Raw genomic sequence first — 19,832 nt, 5'->3', positions numbered from 1 at the left:
ATTAAAGTGGAATGGATATAAAGATTAGAATCTTAAGGCAAGATCTGTAAAGGCACCTGAAACCAGATTCTTATTGCTTTTCTCGCTATAGTAACCATAATCCAATGCATAACCATATCTGCTATCCATGTAAATGCCGTTAAAAACGATAAACATATTTTTGACTTTCTCTTCCTGGTACAGTTTCTCAATAAAACTGAGTTCTGATTTGGCCGTGTGATTATGCCTCACCATATACAAACATACATCTGCAAACTGCGACAGAATTAACCCATCGGTTACCAGGTGCATAGGCGGCGAATCGATGATGATATGATCATATTCTGCGCTCAACTGCGAAATTAAATCAGCCATCCGGCCACCCTCTAACAATTCAGACGGATGCAACGGAATTGGTCCTGCTCCTATAATAGATAGATTCTCATTAAAAACGGAAGGCTCAATAATGGCATTCAAAGCGGCTTTACCTTCCAAAAAGCTGCTCAAGCCAAGAGATGAATTTTTAGCCCTGAATATTTTTGCAATCCGTGGCTTTCGAAGGTCCAATTCAAGAATAATGGTTTTCTTACCAGTGGCCGCTAATGACAAGGCAAAATTGCTGGCGACAAAACTTTTTCCCTCACCGGCAACGCTCGAACCAAACAGAATAACCTGGTTACTGGAAGCACTGGTTTGTTGTAAAATATTGGTTCGCAGGTTCCTGATCTGCTCCGTAATGGCAAAAGCCCCTTTCTTCAACATCACCAGTTCATTCTTACCGCTTTCATGAATCAATTCAGCAATAACAGGTACCGATGTACCCAACTGAATATCATTCACTGTTAAAATTCTATTCCTCAGGTTTTTTCTGAAAGACAATAAGCCCACCGGAAAAATCATGCCGAGCAAGATGGCTATGGTTAAAGGTCCCTTTTTCTTCGATTCAGGTTTTCCGGCATAGGCATTTTCTACAATCCGTGCATCCTTAAGGGTTGATGCATAACTCAGCGCCACCTCTTCTCTTTTTTGCAAAAGATAAATATAAAGCCCTTGTTTAATATCCATTTGGCGTTTGAAACTCACATACTGTCGCTCCTGCACCGGAATATCTTTAATTGAACTTTCAAAACCGGAGCTAATCTTCCGCAATTCGCGATTGGTCGATACAAGAGAGGATTTGATATTACTAATTGAACTTTTTATTGCCGCTTTGGTACTTTTAATCTGAGAGTTAAGCGGATAAAATATCGGGTTACTTTCAGGAGCAGTAGCCAATAACTGGTCTTTCTCCAATAGTAAGGCACTTAATTTCCCTACCAGGGCCACCAATCCCGGATCTTCTATCCCAATCGTTGCCGGTGGGCTCGAAGCATTCTTTTCAGAATTTACATAACGCTCAATGCCATTGATAATATTCAACTGAACGCTTACGGCACCAAGTTTTCCGTCATTTGATTGGGCATTATCTAAGTAATACTGACTTTTAGCAGAAATATCAGTTAAGCCTACGCTACTTTTATAACCTTCAACCGTTTTCTCTGCCTGTGATAATTCGCCACGTAAAGATGCCAGCCGGTCATCGATGAACTTTAAAGTAGTAAGCGTTTCCTTATTCTTATTTTGAATATTAGAGCTTTTGTATACACTAATTAAGGTGTTTAATGTCCTGATTCCCCTCAATGGCACCTGATCTTCGATATTAAGCTCAACCATAGGAGCTGTTTTATTGAAGCTGGTTGATATTTTTTCCTGATAGGCGGTAACCGCTGTTTCCAACGGCACAATATCTACCTTAACGGTTTCACCCTGATAATTTTTTAACTTATCAGTGGCTAGTAAAGTAAAATTCCCGAAACTTGTTTTTACAGGTTTGCCAAAATGACCAGTGATTTCTTCCTCATTATGCATGATCTTAAATTGCTTCCCATCAATAATTTCAACCTCAAAATTCTGTGTGAATAAAGCTGTTTTAGGCTTAATCAATTGCAAACGGAATGGTGAAGAAGTATAAATATCAACTGTTTTAAGGCTTTGCTTAATGCTATAATTTACCCAAAGCTGCAAAGAGTCAACTACATTTCTGATTAAAGGACGTGATTTAATAATTTCAACCTCACTTTCCACCAGTTTACTCCCTGTAGAGAGAGAGAGCTGTTCCATAGCGGCTTCCTTTACATTCGTTTCCTTATTCTTATTGTCGTTAATCGAAATTTTAGCTTTTACATTATAAACCGAATTGGTTGAGCTGATGTAAACAAATGCCAGTATGATAGCAACGATTAAACTTAAGATAACCAATGGCCAGTGATAAAGTAAGTTGTTTACCACACCTGATATTTTATTTTGCCTTACCTCCGCCTGCTCTACAAATGGAGTATAAATAAATTGTTCATTGTTATTTTTCATGGCTTATCTTAATGAATTCGAAAGAACGATTGCAACGATAGACAGTGCCGAAAGTACCAGACTAACTGTCCGGTAACCTCCGTCTACTGATGCATATTTAGTTTTGTCTGGTTGTACATAAAGAACATCGTTATTCTTTAGATAATAATATGGAGAGGTAAAAAGCTTTGCCGAAGTAATATCTATCGGAATAAATTCTCTTTTACCATCAACTTCTCTGATGAGCAGAATATTTTTTCTTTTAGCCGTGATGTTTAAATCACCTGCCATTGTTAAAGCTTCCGTAACGGTTACGCGCTCGCTCACAATCTTATATACATCCGGTTTTAAAACATCTCCCATTACGGATACTTTAAAGTTGAGCATTCTTACTGTTACAGCAGGTTCCCTTAAATAGGTTTTCAATCTTTCCTGTATCTGATCTGCCAGCACACCCGTCGTTAAACCTGCTGCAGGAATTTTACCAATGAGCGGCAATTTGATTTCACCATGTTGATCTACCAGATAACCCGAAACCCTCGCGCTGGAATCGCTGTAGGCCTTTGGATTCAGGCTACTAACGGTAATTCCCAGGATATCAGATTTTTGAATAGTCAGCGGACTAAAGTTTTTAATGTCCTCCGAACTTTGCTTATTCTTGTCCAGATCCTGGAAGTAAGGTACATTCTTGTAAGCATTACATGCCGAAAGCAATAGCATAGCCGTTATGGCATAAAGCAATAAAATTTTGTTTTTCATAATATAGTAAATTACACTGGGGGGTATAGCTTCGCCATTTCACTTACAGTGATCCTTTTCGACGAAATTGAATGCAGAGAAATTGGTGAATCGCATTCAAAAAGCTTCTGCGAAAGTAAGGTGTATTTAATCTCTTAAAAACTTTTTTGATGGGATGGTTAGCAGAACGTGGTGTTTTGGGAACATTACACGATCATAATTATGCACAAAAGAGAAATTGTGTTTACTTATGGAAACCTTTGCTGTGCAAAACCATCAATAAACCATCATTTAAACATAAAAAGAGTATAAACAACTAATTATCAAACTAATGAGTTTACATAAGTTCACATTATGATATACATATGTAATCTTTATACGACATTAACCACAGATTTTCGGTTATTTTACATTGTCATCCTTAATAATTATGAATTTAGCAACCATCTCACTTCACCAGGTGAGAAAAAGAAAATGGAAAGTGGTATACACACGATCCAATTATGAGAAAAAAGCACATGATTTACTTAATCAGTGCGGATTGCACAGTTTCTGCCCTGTGATAACCATCAGAAGCAAATGGGCAGATCGATTTAAGCTTATTGAAAAGCCGCTTTTCCCTTCTTACTTATTTGTTTATGTCAATCCTGCAGAAGAGCAAAAGGTACTTGCTATACAAGGCATTCTAAATTATGTGAATTTTGGCGGCAAGCCGGCCATCATGCCGGATGAAGATATCACCAGGATTAATGATATCCTTTCCACCTACCAGGATATAGCAACGATTAGCAGCAGGCAATTGGCTGTTGGAGACCAGGTGATCATCAATAGAGGTTTTAAGGCTGGTACCCGGGCAGAGATTCTGGAAGTGGAAGAAAGAACAGTATTATTAATACTCAACCAGCTTGATTGTGCCCTGGTGGCAAAGGTTCGCGTTGATATTTCCAATATCATTATTCCCACAGCTAAAACAATTTCAACCCATCTTTAAATCGAACACTAAATCCCAGTTTATTACGTAATATGGAACTTCATCACGGCCAGACAGTAGAAAGAATTATCAGAAGAAATGGATATAGCATTGCAGAATTAGCCAGAATTATTAAAGTTAACCGCCGATCTGTATACAATTGGTTTAATCAAAGACACCTGAAACCCGAGATCATTTTTCGAATAGGATCTGTTCTAAATCATGATTTCTCTTCAGAATTTCCTTCTTTATTTGTTAAAGGTGAAACAATAGGCAAAACCACCTTTCATTATACCGAGTCTGCAGAAAATGCGCCCGGTTTAGAAGATGCGAACTGGAAAGATAAATACATTGATCTGCTGGAGAAATATAACGAACTTTTACAATTATGCATTAAGAATAAAGGGATGATACTGTTTATTCTGCCGCTGCAATGCTTACTATATTTTTAAGAAAAAAACCAAGTTCTTTCAGGAGCTTGATTTGAGGCCTGATTTCACCTATAGGCGTATTGGCATCAGCGCAGTTAATTAACCGCTCTGAAATGGAATCCAGTACCACTTCAAAGTTTTCTTTTTCTACAGACATAAAGTCTTCACAATGATTTAAGAAACTCACGTATTCTTCTGCATTGAAAGCGTATGTAATTTCTTTTACCTTAAATAAGGGTGATGTAACAGGTACTTCAGCGGGCATAGAATTTTAAATTATGGATTGATGTAATTAATATGCTTAGAGTTTTGTAATGAAATACGTTCGACAACTTAAGTTACGCTTTTTCATTATATCATACTCCGAACCAATGAAAATGAATAGTTTGAATGCTCGTATTTAATTCATATCTGATTAAATGAATGAATCTGATTACCGTAATTGATTGATCAAAAATAAAACAATTATCCGTATTTATAGTCCACATTGTTGGATTCTTTTATACGAATAAATGCCATAATGTGTGAAAATTTGAGCATCTTATCTTAATCTTTTTTTAGCAAAGCCTTTAATTCCTGTAAACCCTGATGTTAGAGCGTAATGTTTTGATGTTACATGTAACAGATATGGTTTAGAAAAGGGATTATTTCCGTAAAATTGCAGTATGAATAATAACCCTGCCACCCGATTAAATAAATTCATCAGCGAAAGCGGATTATGTTCCCGCCGGGAGGCAGATCGCTTTATCGAAAAAGGTAATGTATTTATCAATGGTAAAAGGGCTAAAATAGGCGATCAGGTTTTGGCCGGAGACAGGGTCATGGTGAACGGACATCATATCGAACCTAAAGAAGAAAGCAGCTTTATTCTTCTGGCCTTCAATAAACCAACCGGAGTGACCAGCACCACCGAATCAAATGTCCGCGATAACATCGTGGATTACATTAACCACAGTGAACGTATTTTCCCCATTGGCCGTTTAGATAAAGATTCATCGGGATTAATTTTCTTAACCAATAATGGCGACCTGGTGAATAAAATCCTGAGGGCAGGTAACAAACATGAAAAAGAATATGTTGTTACCGTTAATAAACCCATTACCGATGATTTCATCTTTGAAATGAGTAATGGTGTACCCATTCTGGGCGTCAATACCCGCAAGTGTAAGGTGAGGCAGGTGAGCACTTTCGTTTTCAATATTACATTGATTCAGGGTTTGAACAGGCAGATCAGAAGAATGTGTGAACACTTCGGATATGAAGTGACAAAATTAGAGCGGACGCGGATTATGAACATTAATCTTAAGGGCATCCCAACAGGAGAATTCAGGGAATTAACGGAAGAGGAAATGGCCGGAATCATGAAAAGCGTTGAGAAATCATCTTCCGAAGCAAGCCCGAAAGTGAAAAGTTCTGCAAAGAAAAAGAACAATACCTGGGACGAAATTCCGGAGTTAAGGGAAGAAGTGAAAAAAAATCACAAACCTAAACATTCCGCTACGGCTAAACCAACAACTAAAAAGCATACCGGTTCATCTTCAGCTAAAAGCAAAACCACCGGCAAAAGCACCTCTGCCAATAGAAATGCCAAACCGGCAAAAGGTAAGCCTGCAGGAAAATCAAATAGCAGATCAAGAGGAAGATAGCCTGCTAATTGTAAAATTCTGAATCACAACAATTTGCTTTCAGCTTTCGCCTTTCAGCTTAAGTGCTTTTTAAGTACCTTTGCAGCAAATGGTAACAGCAAAAAAGATAGATATCCGCTCACTTGATTTAGCACAATTGCAACAGCACTTAACGGCTATGCAGCAACCTGCCTTTAGGGCAAAGCAGATTTATCAATGGCTATGGGAGAAATCGGCAATTAACTTTGATGAAATGAGCAATCTTTCTAAAGATTTGCGAAAAACCCTTGACGAAAATTTTGCCATTAATGCGGTCCAGGTTAACAACTCACAGTTCAGTAATGATCATACCATTAAAAATACTTTCCGTTTAGCCGATGGCAATATTGTAGAGGGCGTTTTAATTCCATTAGAAGACCGCATGACTGCCTGTGTAAGTTCTCAGGTGGGATGCAGTTTAACCTGTAAATTCTGTGCCACAGGTTATATGGACCGGAAAAGAAATTTAAATGCAGATGAAATTTACGATCAGGTTGTGCTGATTGATAAACAAGCCAAGCAAAATTACAATAACCCCTTAACCAATATTGTATATATGGGCATGGGCGAACCATTGCTAAACTATGCCAATGTATTAAAATCTATCGAACGCATTACTGCACCCGATGGTTTGAATATGAGTTACAAGCGCATTACAGTTTCTACCGCCGGCATTGCCAAAATGATTAAAAAATTAGGCGATGATGGTGTTAAATTTAACCTGGCACTTTCCCTCCATGCGGCAGATGATAAAAAGCGAAATGAGATCATGCCCATTAACGAAGCGAACTCATTAAAGTCACTCGCGGAGGCATTAAAATATTATTTTGCAAAAACCAAAAACCCGGTTACCTACGAATACATTGTTTTCAATCATTTTAATGATGAAATTGCTGATGCTATGGATTTAGCCAAATTTTGCAAGCACATTCCTTGTAAGGTAAACCTGATTGAATACAACCCTATTTCCTTCGCTGATTTTACCAATGCAGAAGGTGATAAAATTGATGCCTTTGCCAGTTATCTAAAATCACAAGGGATTACCACTAACATTCGCCGGAGCCGCGGAAAAGATATTGATGCCGCCTGCGGTCAGTTAGCAGTGAAAGAAAGTTAAATTAAATTTTGACTTTTTATTTTAACTAAAACAGACTCAATCTGTTCAAAACCAGGTCTACGGCCCACATCTGTCAAATGGCAAGATTTTTCTAATGCACGCAATGCAGAATAAAAAGTATCTTGCTCTACTGATGCATATAATGATAATAGATCGTCAACTAAATGTCCAAAAGCACTTACTTCTATTCGCTCCATTGCATGTGAGAAATCCGAGTGATTCCGCTCATACCGGGTTGCGGCACCAAAGTCACCGAATAAGGTTTTTCCATCCGCATCAATCAACATGTTGTGCGCATATAAATCACCATGCATAATCCCTTTTTGATGCAGATGATTAGCCACTGAAGATATAGCGGTTAGAATGTTCATGATTTGCCAGGCAGAAAGTCGCTTATCCGAATCAAATACATCCCTGCTACAGGTATTTAGTGATGGCGGATTTCCAAGATTTGTATAATGTTTCGGGATAAGCTCCATGACCAATCCAGTTTTTGATTCAGACGAATCATTAGTTTGACCAATGATTTTCACTAACGCCTCATGGTCACCAGCTTCGATGCTCGAATGCATTTCATCTTCCGGATAACCATCGCTGGTAACATCACCCTTAAATACTTTTACGGCTACATCCTGGAGCATTCCATCGCTTGATGCACGGTAAATGGTTCCTGATGCGCCTTCTCCGAGTTTGTCCTGAATTTTTAAGCTATCATAGGCAATAAATGTTGCTCCCGCTCCGGATATGGATGGTCTGCAGCATGGATTTCCTGAAAAAGCCAGCCATGATAATGCTGGTAAATTAAACAGCCAGGCAGGTAAATATTCAATCTTATTGGCCGAGAGTCTCAAAAGTGCGAGTGCTTTGCAATACTGTAATTCGTCAGGTAATTCCGTTAATCTATTGCCTGCAAGCATCAGCTTCTCCAGCCGATAACAATTTCCAATACTGGCAGGTAGTGCAGCTATCCTGTTATTGGTTAAAATTAACCACCTTAAATGGCTGCCAATTGCAAGATCAGGAATATGCTCAATACAGTTTGCTTTAAAGCCAACAATGTCAAGTAATGGACAATCAGCAAGTACTTCCGGATAAATGGTAAATGCATTATTGGAACAAAAGAAAACTTTCAATTTCTGAAGTTTCCCAAAATCGGGAGGTAATTCTGACAAACGGTTAGCAGATAGGTCTAGATATTCAAGTGTATCGGCCAGATCTAATATTTCGATCGGGAAGGTTTCCAGATCTGCTGAAAGTTTTAACGAAGTACAACCATTCAGTTCACCACGTTTCAATTGCACTAATGTTTGCACCATATTATTGTTTTCACAAAGATAAATTTATAGTGTAATATCACATAATGATAATCCCATAGCTTTACTCTATTGAGTGTAATTGATGATAATTTACCATTCAGTTACGAATACATTAAGGTTACATTAGTGTTCTTAGCATCATGTATAAGAGATTCATAAATCAATTTCAACAATTCTTATAAAGCCTGAATCAAATTCAGAAGGAAGGTGCTTAAGACAGATGTTTTTCAGACTTCAAATGCCTGCTACACAACGTTTCATCACCCTAAATCTGCGAAATCTCCGAAATCCGCGGGAACCATTATAGATGAATTCTATTATTGATCGTTGTTAATTAGTACCCTTAAAAACATCCCGAATTATGTCTCAGTAATATTCAAACAACAATTCAGCCTTTGCTCCTTGCTCTTTGCTCCTTGTTCTTTAAACATTATAAATCAAGAAACCCCTGCAGTTGTTACTGCAAGGGTTCTGATTAAATGCCTGCTTAAGGCTTTTAAGATTTGGCACCGACCTACTCTCCCACGTGTTACCGCAGTACCATCGGCTCTGGTGGGCTTAACTTCTCTGTTCGGAATGGGAAGAGGTGGACACCACCGATATAGGCACCTAAATGTTTTTAAATAAGTGGCAGGTTTTAAGTATGAAGGTATAAGTATCTCTACTTACAACATACAACTTATCACTTACAACTTAAAACGTATAACTTATCACTTATTTTTATTCATATTTAAGCGCATCAACCGGGTTCGCTTTCGCTACCTTCACCGACTGAATGCTCACGGTTAAAACAGCAATTAAAACAGATATTGTAATGGCAAGTGCAAATGGCCAAAATGATATATCAACCCGGTATTCGAATGCAGAAAGCCATTTATTAATGACCAGATAAGCGAGTGGAAAGGCAACCACATTCGCAATAGCAACGAGTTTGATAAAATCCTTATTTAAAAGCGTTAGGATGTTGGCCGTGCTCGCACCTAAAACTTTACGGATGCTGATTTCTTTTTTGCGTTGTTCGGCCATGAAAAGCGCTAATCCTAATAAACCCAAACAAGAAATGAAGATGGCAAAACAACCAAACCAATTGGAGAGTGTACCCAGTATCTTTTCATCCTGAAATTTTACTTCAAAAGATTCATTGACAAATTTGCGGTTAACCGGATAATTAGGTTCTATTTCTTTTACGAGCGCATCAATTTTATTTAGTGATGAACTGATGTTCTGACCAGGATTTAAACGCACAAGAATGACACTAAAATCTTCGTTATGTGCCAAACGAAAAATCATTGGTGCCACTTTCTGATAAGCGCTTTCTACAACGAAATCTTTAACAACACCAACGTTGGTGAACTTGGTACCCCAAAAAGTGATCACTGCACCAATTGGATTCTTTAAACCCATCATTTTTACGGCCGATTCATTGAGCATCACATTGCTGCTGTCGTTCGGATATTGTTCCGAAAATTCGCGACCACTAAGTATCTCCGTACCAATGGTTTTTATAAAATCATAGCCAATGGATCTGTGGTTAAAAGAAACCTCTTCATTTGGATTTTTTCCTGGCCATTGGATATCAATAGTATTATTGCCTCCTTCCGTAACATCCATACTAAAAAATGTCACATCACTCGTAGCGCCAGATTTAAGTAATTGTGTTTTGAGCAACTCCAGGTTTTTATATTTCTTCATTTTACCTTGCACGGCAATCTGGACGAGGTTAGATTGGTCATAACCAATTGGTTTATTCTTAATGTAATTCAGTTGCTGATAGATTACGGCTGTACACACGATTAAGCAGGCTGCAAAGACGAATTGTCCTACCACTAAAACCTTCCTCACCGATACTGAAGAATCAGTTTTGAGTTTTAAACCTTTTAATACTTTAATGGGTTCAAAAGAAGATAGGTAAAGTGCCGGATAACTACCCGCTATAAATCCTGTAAAAATCATTAAAATAAAAAGCGCAGTCCAAAATCTAAAATTGCTATAATCAATTTCTAATTTGATATTTAATAAATTATTAAAATAGGGAATGCTTACCTCAACTAAAATAAAAGCAATAACCGTGGCAACAACTGTGATTAGGATAGACTCTAAAAAAAACTGGTTAATTAAAGATTGCCTTGAAGAACCAATAGCTTTACGAACGCCAACCTCTTTTGCTCTGCGCTCGGAACGGGCAGTAGATAGATTCATAAAGTTTACGCAGGCAATTAACAGAATGCAAAACGCAAGTAATAAAAATATTTTGAGCTGATCTATTCTTCCACCTACAGATTTTCCGTTTACAAAATCGCCGTATAAATGCCATTTGGATAAAGGATGTAATAATGCAACTGCCAGGTTTTCTTTTTGATTGCGTTTGTAAATATCATGTATATAAATATTTGCCGCCGGAAAAAATTTATTATCCTGCAATTGAACCAGCGTCAGGCACATGTTATTACCCCAGTTATTTTCCTTTGCCCAAGTTTCTCTCTTCAAAAATAAATCCCATGGCATGATACATTCAAAAATTAAACTGCTATTGGCCGGGATATCTTCTATAATGGCCTCAACTTTTAAAACCTCCTGATTCTCCAGCTTCACCGTTTTGTTAATGGGGTCTTCGTCCCCAAATAACTTCTTTGCAAATGATTTTGTCAGAATTATAGTATTTACATTCTCCAAAACTTTTACAGGATTGCCCTTAAGGAACTTATAATTTAATATTTTAAGGAAAGAAGGATCAGCGAAAACAACCTTGCTAATCAGTTTATTTTGATCAACGGTAATTAGATGAGCTCGTGGATAGGTAGAATGTGATGCATATTTTACTCCCGGTAATTTTTCCTGCACTTCTTTAGCCATTACATTAGGGGTCCATGCCCAGCTAAAAGTTTTACCATTAGCCTCCATATTTTGATAAACCACATAAGTTTTATCGTTGTTGGTAAACTGCTTATCATAACTCCACTCATAAGCAACATAGAGCAATAAAACCATACAACTGGCTAAGCCAATGGCCAGTCCTCCGATATTGATCAGTGAAAATCCTTTGTTTTTCCAGAGGTTTCGCAAGGCGATTTTTAGGTTGAGTTTGAACATCTTTTAGTATCAGGTAAATAGTATCAATTATTCAAGACAGGTATATGAAAGCCTTAGCCTCTTTAATTTTATATTTTCGGTTTAGTCAGCTTTTCCAGCGCCTTGCCTAAATCTTCCCATCCGGGAAGATTTTTAGGAAGACCTATCATTAACTAAACTAAAATCTTTTTTACGAGGTGTAAGGTTTAAGCCTTAGATCAGCTCTTCGTTTCTACTTTTATTTATCTTTTCAGAAATTACATGACCATCTTTCAGGTTAATGATTCTGTTGGAAAAACTGGCATCATGACTGGAGTGCGTTACCATCACGATTGTAGTTCCGGTTTCATTCAGTTCACAAAGCAATTCCATCACTTCATTGCCATGCGAGCTATCCAGGTTTCCGGTAGGCTCATCGGCCAGAACTAATTTTGGCTTGGTCACTAATGCCCTTGCCACGGCAACCCGTTGTTGCTGTCCACCGGAAAGTTGTTGTGGAAAGTGGCCACTGCGGTTAACGATATTCATCCGTTCAATGATTTCGTTCACCAGTTGCTTCCGCTCTGCTGCCGGGATTTTATTGTAAATTAAAGGCAGTTCGATGTTTTCAAATACGGTTAATTCGTCTATCAAATTAAAATTCTGGAAAACAAAGCCCATATTTCGTTTCCTGAAATTGGAGCGCTCTCTGTCGTTTAAACTTAAAAGTTCAGTATCGATAAATTTATAACTGCCACTTTCTGGCTTATCCAATAATCCCATTACATTCAATAATGTAGACTTTCCGCAGCCTGAAGGGCCCATGATAGAAACAAATTCTCCCGCTTTGACGTGAAGGTTAATGCCGTTCAGGGCCGTAGTTTCGACTTCTTCAGTTTTGTAAACTTTTTCCAGATTTTCTATTTTAATCATAGCGTTTTAGTATCAGGTTTTTAGCCCCACCCAACCCTCCCTGGCAGGAAGGGCTTTTGGAGTGTTCATATTAAATTAATTTGTGCTAACAAGTTAGCTTTTTCGTTATTTAGGTTTTACTTTTTGCTTCCCTCCGGGGAGCTCGGATAAGGATACTACTTAGCGATCTCCAACTGGTCGTACTGGTTAAACTGATCGTAAGATGAGGTAATCACTTCATCACCCTTAGCCAAACCATCCAATATTTCATAATAAAGATAATTTTTTCGCCCTATTTTTACGTTTTTCTTGGTTGCCTTGCCATTATTCACCACAAATACCCATGAGCCGCCCGTACTTTGGAAAAACTGCCCCTGTGCCAGCAATAATGATTTGCTGTTATCCGATAAGGTTAACTTGGTTTGCAAGGATAAACCCCTGCGCAAACCTTCCGGAGCTGCACCTTTAAACACTATTTCAACCTGAAACTGGCCCGCTGTAACTTCGGGGATTACTTTACTAACCGTCAGGTTGTACGTTTTCCCGTTGAATTCACAGGTGGAAGTTTGCCCCTCTTTTACACGATTAATATAGTATTCATCCACACCAGCCTGTAATTTATATCCCTGCAATACATCAATTTTCCCAATCATTTCATTGGAGTTATATGATTTACCGGTAACCGGATCATAAGATGATAATTTTCCGGAAACAGGTGCCTTGATGGTCATGTTCTCAATGTTTTTGCGGATCATTTCCAAACTTTCATTCATCTGCGCCATTGACTGGTCAATTTGCATCAGCTGCATTCTCCTGCTTTGATTTTCTTGTTTTACAGCCTGGCGAACAATCTTAAGTTTACCCTGGTAATATTCATAATCCTGACTTGATTTATTAAACTCCTGTAGGGTGATCACCTTTTTCGCAAAAAGTGCACTATCTAAATGATACTGACGCGCAGCAGTTCTTAAGCTATTTTCGACATCTAAAACATCCTGATTTAAAACCCTTTGATTTTGCTCCAAATCCAATCTGGACTTACGCAGTTGATTAATTTGCTCAGTCGCAGCGGTTTGGCTTGAGGTATAACTTAACATTGCATTAGCGTTCGAGATTCTCAATAATGGAGTACCTTTTACAACAGAAGCACCATTCTCTGTAAAGATTTCAGCAACCGTACCTCCTTCAGATGAACTTACGATAACAGATGTTAATGGAACAACGCTGGCGTTCAGGAGCGCCACATCTTCAAAATCGCCGTATGCTACTTTGCTAATGGTTAACTTCTCTGCATCTGCATGATATGTTTTTTTAAGTGATAAAGTATAACCATAAAGTACAATGGCCACAAATGCTATTGCTCCTCCAATCATAATTAAGGTTTTACGGCTAAATCTTTTCTTCTCTATTTTTTTATCCATTGTTCGGTTGTACTATTTGATTTGCTTATTAACCAAGTATGTGCCAAAGCAATAAAAAACAATTAAACACCTTAAAATCAGAATATTAAAAAAATTATTAAATTTATTATGTTCATTTTCGGACAGTTATTGTGCGGGAGCGGACAGTTTGGCTAAATTTACCGCATGCCCCCAATAAAGTGGCAGTTACAGGCGAGGTGGAAATGACAAATTCCAAAAGAAATTACCCTCAAGAACAACATTTGAAAAGAATTTAGCCATGTTCAAATTAATTGAAGTTTTAACAATACATCCGATATGAATGATAGAAAGGAAAGCTCCCCTTTAGGCCCTGGGGGTTTAGAAGCCACAGTTTTAATCATTGATGATGATGATGATATCTTGTTAAGTGCCCGTCTCTTCCTCAAACAACAGGTAAAGCAGGTCATCACCTGTAAATCGCCCAAAGAAATTAATGTGTTATTGAGCAGGAATGAGGTAGATATTATTTTGCTCGACATGAACTACCAGAAAGGTGCCAGCGACGGGCGGGAAGGCTTGTATTGGCTTGAGCATATTTTATCCATTGATAAGGATTATGTGGTGATCCTGATGACTGCTTTTGGAAATGTGGAGCTCGCCGTAAAGGCCATTAAAAAAGGTGCAACTGATTTTATCCTCAAGCCCTGGGAAAATGAAAAACTATTTGCTACCCTTTCTGCAGCTTCAAAACTTCGCGAATCTAACCGGAAAGTAAAGAAACTCGAAAAAATTCATACCTCATTACAAAAAGATTTAACACGGGGGTTTGAAAACATTGTAGGTCAGGCAACAGGCATTAAACAGCTGCAAAATACGTTATTAAAGGTAGCACCTACAGATGCCAACGTTTTAATCCTCGGTGAGAACGGTACCGGAAAACAGGTTTTCGCCTATGAGATCCATGGAAACTCGCAACGGAAGAACCAGGTTTTTATGCATGTGGATTTAGGATCGCTCAATGAAAACTTATTTGAAAGCGAGCTTTTTGGCTATGCCAAGGGTGCTTTTACCGATGCAAAAGAAGATAAACCCGGCCGTTTCGAACTCGCAGATGGCGGGACGATCTTTTTAGATGAAATCGGGAATTTAACCCTTCCTTTACAGGCTAAACTGTTAAGTGTGTTACAAAACAGAACGGTGATTCGTTTAGGTGAAAGCAAAGCGCGCAAAGTAGATGTTCGTTTGATCACTGCAACCAATATGCCCCTGAATGAAATGGTTGCCAAAAATACATTCAGACAGGATTTACTGTTCCGGATCAATACAGTTGAACTGTTATTGCCACCTTTGCGACAACGCGGTACAGATATTCTGCTTTTAGCCAATCATTTTATGCAGGTGTTCAGCTCAAAATACCATAAAGAAACCCGAAATTTAAGCAGCAAAGCTGAAGAAATCCTTTTAAATTATAAATGGCCTGGAAATGTGCGGGAGCTGCAGCATGTGTTGGAGCGGGCGGTTATTATGAGTGATGGAAAAGAAATTACTGATGAAGATTTACAGCTTAGTCCGCAACGTTTTACCCAAACTAATACTGTACCCGAAGAAATGGCATTGGGTGATATGGAAAAAATGATGGTGCAGAAAGCCATTGATAAACACAAAGGAAATATATCAAAAGCTGCCGCCGAACTGGGTTTAACCAGGGCAGCTTTGTACAGAAGAATAGAGAAATTTGGAATATAATCTAAGGTAGAAGGTAAAAGGCAGCGAGCGAGAGGTTTATCTCGCAAGCAAAATCCTCCACCTTAAAACCTTCAACCCTCAACCTTAAAATATGTTTTACAAACGTTTTACTTTCCGTTTAATATTCCGGTTGCTGGTGATCAATATACTGGCTTACCTGCTGTTCTACCTTATTAAAAATACACAACTCTGGTTTACCATTATCGGGGTGGGACTGATCTTTCTGGGTACCGTCATCTCCTTGTACCATTATATCAATGAAATCCGTTCGGATATCAAACGGTTTATATTGGCAGTTAAAACACGCGATCATACCTTAAATTTTAAAAACAAAACCACCAAAGGAAGTTTCCCGGAGCTGTACGAATCATTTGGGGAGATTCTTCAGGTTCATAAACAGATCCGCTTAGAGCAGGAAGCCATGTTTCAGCTTATTAAAACCATTCTGGAGCAGGTTCCTGTAGGGGTAATCGTAATTAACAATGCTACAACAACGAGCCAAAATCAGGAAATTGCCTTCTTTAACCAGGCAGCCTCAAATTTACTGGCTGTGCCCGCTTACAAATACTGGCATCGCTTAAAACAACATTTACCGGCATTCGCAAATGAAATTGATCAGATATCCGGTGGCGGCAAACGTTTCCTGGAACTGAAAATACAGGAGAAGTTTATTCAACTTTCAACGGAAGTTATTCCCCTTAACTTATACGGGAAAAATTATACGATCATCAGCTTTCAAAACATTAAGGATGAAATTGAACAAAAAGAAACTGAAGCCTGGAACCGGTTAATAGGTGTCATTTCACATGAAATTTTAAATTCCATAACACCGATCAGTTCGTTGTCTGATACCATTAACAGCATGGTTACTGATAAGGAAAACCTGAATATAGATGAGATGGAAGACCTGAAAATGGCCCTTCAAACAATTAAACGCCGTTCTGCCGGATTGCTGGATTTTGTAAAGGATTACCGCCTCATTGCAGAGTTACCTACACCAAATCTCGAATCGCATACCATTGGCGAAATTTTAAAACACATCATGGTTTTAATGCAGCCTTTTGCGAAAGTTAAAAATGTGCTTTTGGATATTGAACAAACCAGTTCAAAAATTACTGTTCAACTTGATTTAAAACTGATTGAACAGGTATTGATTAACCTCATCACCAACAGTATTTATGCGGTTGAAGGATTTGATCAGCCTCATATCACAGTTAGGCACCGGTTGGAAAACACTAAACTTTATATAGACGTCACCGATAATGGTAAGGGAATAGATCAGTCAGATCTGGAAAAGATTTTTGTTCCTTTTTATACCACCAGGAAAAATGGTTCGGGCATTGGCTTAACCATTAGCCGCAACATTATGAAAATGCATCGCGGAAGTATAGAAGTTGTGTCTGTTCCGAATGAACAAACCACTTTTTCTTTAGTATTCAATTACGTCTGATCCGGATTTAAAAAATCAGAGTCAAACCTGACCTTTTCACACCCTTAAGTTTTGAAAAGTTATTGGTAATATAATTTGGTTTAAATCATTTCAATGTTTTTTTAACACGAATATTCAAACAAAAACGCTGTTACAAGCTTTTATTTATGTGGATACATCAAATACAAGCATGAAAACAGTTATAATATCGAACAGACTACCCGTTAAAATTATAGAAGAAAATAACGAGTATACCTTCATCCCAAGTGAAGGCGGACTCGCAACAGGCCTTGGAGATGTTTATAAAACAGGTAACTCCATCTGGATTGGCTGGCCGGGAATTGAAGTTCCGGAAGAAAGGCAACAGGAAGTCATAGATAAACTCGCTGTACTTAACCTCTACCCGGTATTTCTTACCCAGGAAGAAATTAATTTATATTACGAAGGTTTTTCAAACGAGGTTTTATGGCCTGTTTTTCATTATCTCGTTACCTATGCGCATTATGAACAAAGTTATTGGGATTGTTATAAATCCGTAAATCATAAATTTGCAAAAGCCGCTTCAAATGTACTTTCTGCAAAAGATAAAATATGGATTCAGGATTATCAGCTCCTGCTCCTGCCAGGCATCCTGCGTGATCAATTGCCACAATCTACCATAGGCTTCTTTCAGCATATTCCCTTTCCATCTTATGAGATATTCAGGTTAATTCCCTGGAGGGATGAATTGCTGAACGGCATGTTAGGCGCCGACCTGATTGGTTTCCATACCTATGATGATGTGCGCCACTTTTTAAGTACAGCAACCCGCTTATTACCGGTAAATTCAACAGCCAATGTTTTAAACAACAACGAAAGGCAGATTGTAGTTGAAGCCTTTCCAATGGGCATTGATTTTGATAAGTTTTCCAATCTTACGTCGCACGATGAAGTTCAAAAAGAAATTGAATACTTCCGGAACGGAAAGGAAGACATGAAAGTTATCCTCTCCATTGACCGGCTTGACTACAGTAAAGGCATTCTGGAGCGCCTAAAAGCGCTGGAATTATTATTGCAGGCTCATCCCGAATTTATTGGTAAGATAGAGTTGTACATGATTGTGGTCCCATCCAGAGACACTGTTCCGCAATACAGGGATTTAAAAGAACAAATTGACCAGTTTGTAGGGAATTTAAATGCCCGGTACCGCTCCATTAACTGGATTCCGGTAAACTATTTTTATCGCTCTTTTCCGATTGAAATTTTATCAGCCCTTTATGCCACTGCAGACATTTGCCTGGTTACCCCCATGCGTGACGGTATGAATTTAGTAAGTAAAGAATATGTAGCCAGTAGAAATCATAACAACGGCGTACTTATTTTAAGCGAAATGGCTGGCGCATCCAAGGAACTAACAGATGCAGTAATTGTGAATCCAAATAACATTGGAGACATTATGGAAGCCATCGTATTGGCTTTAAAAATGCCAGTAGAAGAACAGCACATCCGCATGAAAGCCATGCGGAACATTGTAGAAAAATTCAATGTGAAGCATTGGGTAAATAATTTTATATTAAGACTAGACGAAGTGAAAGATTCTCAAAACTCATTACTTACAAAACATGCCGTAACGGCGATTAAAGAAGTAATTTCTGAAAAATATGATCATACCACAAACCGGGTATTATTCCTTGATTATGATGGAACCCTGGTAGATTTTGCCGGAAATATTGATGATGCATCGCCTGATGAGGAACTTTATAATTTAATTACCAGGTTAACGGCAGATCCGGCAAATACCGTGGTCATCATCAGTGGCAGAAGAAATGAAACCCTTGAAAAATGGTTTGGTCATTTAAAGGTAGACCTTATCGCGGAACATGGTGCCTGGCAAAAAGCCTATGGCGATAAATGGAATTGTTTGCCACTCCTCACCGATCAATGGAAACAGGAAATGAAATCTATCCTGGAAACTTATACAGACAGGACACCCGGCTCTTTCATTGAAGAAAAAAGTTATTCCTTAGTGTGGCATTACCGCAAGGCAGAAGAGGGATTAGGCGATTTAAGGGCAAATGAAATTGTAAGTCACCTGAAGATTCTGGCCGCAGATAAGGGACTACAGTTAATGCCGGGCAATAAGGTCATCGAATTTAAGAACATGGAAGTAAATAAAGGAAAAGCTGCACTTAACTGGCTGTATGGTAAGCAACCCGATTTCATCCTGGCACTTGGCGATGACCATACCGATGAAGATATTTTCAAAGCCCTTCCAAATGATGCATTTACCATCAAAGTGGGAAATAACATCTCTGAAGCGAAATATTATTTAAATGACTTTAAGGAAGTGAGGAAATTACTTTGGGGTTTATTAAAAGATGAGGTTATAGAAATTCAACCATCACTTTAATTTATTTCGTACATAATACATAATTCAAATGGTCTGTGTTTCGCAGGCCATTTTTTCACCCTTTAAAAAAATCTCCCGGATTCAAGAAGACCATCACGGAAACAAATCAGCGGAAATCTTCTAAAATATCATTTCGTCAGACTCAAGGTGGCAATGACAAAAATCCCGCTGATTTAGAAGATTATCGCGTAAACAAATCAGCGGAAATCTTCTAAAATATCATTTCGTCAGGCTCAATGTGACAATGACAAAAATCCCGCTGATTTAAGAAGACCATTACGGAAACAAATCAGCGGAAATCCTCTAAAATATCATTTCGTCAGGCG

General features: G+C 38.3%; 14 protein-coding genes and 1 rRNA gene. 7 read left to right on the top strand and 8 right to left on the bottom strand.

What is annotated here, in order from left to right; translation table 11 throughout:
* Window positions 1-24: 24 nt before the first annotated feature.
* Entirely contained in the window at window positions 25-2,385 is a 2,361-nt protein-coding gene (locus tag CBW18_RS16310) for a polysaccharide biosynthesis tyrosine autokinase (RefSeq protein WP_088302398.1), read from the bottom strand.
* A gap of 3 nt (window positions 2,386-2,388) precedes the next feature.
* Window positions 2,389-3,123, bottom strand: coding sequence for a polysaccharide biosynthesis/export family protein (locus CBW18_RS16305; RefSeq protein WP_088302396.1), 735 nt, complete (start codon window positions 3,121-3,123; stop codon window positions 2,389-2,391).
* A 409-nt stretch (window positions 3,124-3,532) separates the two neighbouring features.
* Here CBW18_RS16305 and CBW18_RS16300 point away from each other — a divergent pair, with 409 nt between their 5' ends.
* Both CBW18_RS16300 and CBW18_RS16295 read left to right on the top strand, forming a co-directional pair.
* A complete protein-coding gene (locus tag CBW18_RS16300) occupies window positions 3,533-4,093 on the top strand; it encodes a UpxY family transcription antiterminator (RefSeq protein WP_088302395.1) in 561 nt (186 codons plus the stop codon).
* A gap of 32 nt (window positions 4,094-4,125) precedes the next feature.
* Entirely contained in the window at window positions 4,126-4,524 is a 399-nt protein-coding gene (locus tag CBW18_RS16295; protein ID WP_088302393.1) for a helix-turn-helix transcriptional regulator, read from the top strand.
* On the opposite strand, the gene CBW18_RS16290 is transcribed toward CBW18_RS16295, so the two are convergent.
* Window positions 4,490-4,768: a hypothetical protein gene (locus tag CBW18_RS16290; RefSeq protein ID WP_088302391.1), complete on the bottom strand. Its 279-nt coding sequence runs from the start codon at window positions 4,766-4,768 to the stop codon at window positions 4,490-4,492. The two genes, CBW18_RS16295 and CBW18_RS16290, sit on opposite strands and share 35 nt — an antisense overlap.
* A 400-nt stretch (window positions 4,769-5,168) precedes the next feature.
* On the opposite strand from CBW18_RS16290, the gene rluF reads away from it, so the two are divergent.
* Both rluF and rlmN read left to right on the top strand, forming a co-directional pair.
* On the top strand, window positions 5,169-6,149 hold the full coding sequence (rluF, locus tag CBW18_RS16285) for a 23S rRNA pseudouridine(2604) synthase RluF (protein ID WP_088302390.1): 981 nt from the start codon (window positions 5,169-5,171) through the stop codon (window positions 6,147-6,149).
* An 88-nt stretch (window positions 6,150-6,237) separates the two neighbouring features.
* A complete protein-coding gene (rlmN, locus tag CBW18_RS16280) occupies window positions 6,238-7,284 on the top strand; it encodes a 23S rRNA (adenine(2503)-C(2))-methyltransferase RlmN (protein ID WP_088302388.1) in 1,047 nt (348 codons plus the stop codon).
* On the opposite strand, the gene CBW18_RS16275 is transcribed toward rlmN, so the two are convergent.
* The 5 genes from CBW18_RS16275 to CBW18_RS16255 all read right to left on the bottom strand — a co-directional run bounded on the left by CBW18_RS16275 (window position 7,281) and on the right by CBW18_RS16255 (window position 13,981).
* Complete coding sequence (locus tag CBW18_RS16275; protein ID WP_088302386.1) at window positions 7,281-8,600, bottom strand: leucine-rich repeat-containing protein kinase family protein; 1,320 nt, start codon at window positions 8,598-8,600, stop codon at window positions 7,281-7,283. The genes rlmN and CBW18_RS16275 overlap by 4 nt on opposite strands.
* A 501-nt stretch (window positions 8,601-9,101) precedes the next feature.
* Window positions 9,102-9,213: ribosomal RNA gene (gene rrf, locus CBW18_RS16270) — 5S ribosomal RNA — on the bottom strand.
* Window positions 9,214-9,320: 107 nt separating this feature from the next.
* On the bottom strand, window positions 9,321-11,690 hold the full coding sequence (locus tag CBW18_RS16265) for an ABC transporter permease (protein ID WP_088302385.1): 2,370 nt from the start codon (window positions 11,688-11,690) through the stop codon (window positions 9,321-9,323).
* A gap of 192 nt (window positions 11,691-11,882) precedes the next feature.
* Window positions 11,883-12,581, bottom strand: coding sequence for an ABC transporter ATP-binding protein (locus tag CBW18_RS16260; RefSeq protein ID WP_088302383.1), 699 nt, complete (start codon window positions 12,579-12,581; stop codon window positions 11,883-11,885).
* 155 nt (window positions 12,582-12,736) lie between these two features.
* The gene (locus CBW18_RS16255) at window positions 12,737-13,981 is read right to left on the bottom strand and encodes an efflux RND transporter periplasmic adaptor subunit (protein ID WP_088302382.1); all 1,245 of its coding nucleotides are present in this window, start codon (window positions 13,979-13,981) and stop codon (window positions 12,737-12,739) included.
* Between the two features lie 297 nt (window positions 13,982-14,278).
* Between CBW18_RS16255 and CBW18_RS16250 the strand changes: the two genes are divergently transcribed.
* From CBW18_RS16250 to CBW18_RS16240, 3 genes are all read left to right on the top strand, one after another.
* A complete protein-coding gene (locus CBW18_RS16250) occupies window positions 14,279-15,688 on the top strand; it encodes a sigma-54 dependent transcriptional regulator (RefSeq protein ID WP_088302381.1) in 1,410 nt (469 codons plus the stop codon).
* A gap of 91 nt (window positions 15,689-15,779) precedes the next feature.
* Window positions 15,780-17,138: a PAS domain-containing sensor histidine kinase gene (locus CBW18_RS16245; protein WP_088302379.1), complete on the top strand. Its 1,359-nt coding sequence runs from the start codon at window positions 15,780-15,782 to the stop codon at window positions 17,136-17,138.
* Between the two features lie 169 nt (window positions 17,139-17,307).
* Complete coding sequence (locus CBW18_RS16240; RefSeq protein ID WP_088302378.1) at window positions 17,308-19,506, top strand: bifunctional alpha,alpha-trehalose-phosphate synthase (UDP-forming)/trehalose-phosphatase; 2,199 nt, start codon at window positions 17,308-17,310, stop codon at window positions 19,504-19,506.
* The last annotated feature ends 326 nt before the right edge of the window (window positions 19,507-19,832 follow it).

The organism is Pedobacter sp. AJM, from assembly GCF_002197755.1.
Lineage (GTDB): Bacteria > Bacteroidota > Bacteroidia > Sphingobacteriales > Sphingobacteriaceae > Pedobacter.
This window is presented reverse-complemented; position numbering and strand designations above follow the sequence as displayed.

Bases quoted from the DNA above. Each gene is read 5' to 3' on its own strand.
- CBW18_RS16310 (WP_088302398.1), bottom strand. From the start codon at position 2,385: ATGAAAAATAACAATGAACAATTTATTTATACTCCATTTGTAGAGCAG.
- CBW18_RS16305 (WP_088302396.1), bottom strand. From the start codon at position 3,123: ATGAAAAACAAAATTTTATTGCTTTATGCCATAACGGCTATGCTATTG.
- CBW18_RS16300 (WP_088302395.1), top strand. From the start codon at position 3,533: ATGAATTTAGCAACCATCTCACTTCACCAGGTGAGAAAAAGAAAATGG.
- CBW18_RS16295 (WP_088302393.1), top strand. From the start codon at position 4,126: ATGGAACTTCATCACGGCCAGACAGTAGAAAGAATTATCAGAAGAAAT.
- CBW18_RS16290 (WP_088302391.1), bottom strand. From the start codon at position 4,768: ATGCCCGCTGAAGTACCTGTTACATCACCCTTATTTAAGGTAAAAGAA.
- rluF (WP_088302390.1), top strand. From the start codon at position 5,169: ATGAATAATAACCCTGCCACCCGATTAAATAAATTCATCAGCGAAAGC.
- rlmN (WP_088302388.1), top strand. From the start codon at position 6,238: ATGGTAACAGCAAAAAAGATAGATATCCGCTCACTTGATTTAGCACAA.
- CBW18_RS16275 (WP_088302386.1), bottom strand. From the start codon at position 8,600: ATGGTGCAAACATTAGTGCAATTGAAACGTGGTGAACTGAATGGTTGT.
- CBW18_RS16265 (WP_088302385.1), bottom strand. From the start codon at position 11,690: ATGTTCAAACTCAACCTAAAAATCGCCTTGCGAAACCTCTGGAAAAAC.
- CBW18_RS16260 (WP_088302383.1), bottom strand. From the start codon at position 12,581: ATGATTAAAATAGAAAATCTGGAAAAAGTTTACAAAACTGAAGAAGTC.
- CBW18_RS16255 (WP_088302382.1), bottom strand. From the start codon at position 13,981: ATGGATAAAAAAATAGAGAAGAAAAGATTTAGCCGTAAAACCTTAATT.
- CBW18_RS16250 (WP_088302381.1), top strand. From the start codon at position 14,279: ATGAATGATAGAAAGGAAAGCTCCCCTTTAGGCCCTGGGGGTTTAGAA.
- CBW18_RS16245 (WP_088302379.1), top strand. From the start codon at position 15,780: ATGTTTTACAAACGTTTTACTTTCCGTTTAATATTCCGGTTGCTGGTG.
- CBW18_RS16240 (WP_088302378.1), top strand. From the start codon at position 17,308: ATGAAAACAGTTATAATATCGAACAGACTACCCGTTAAAATTATAGAA.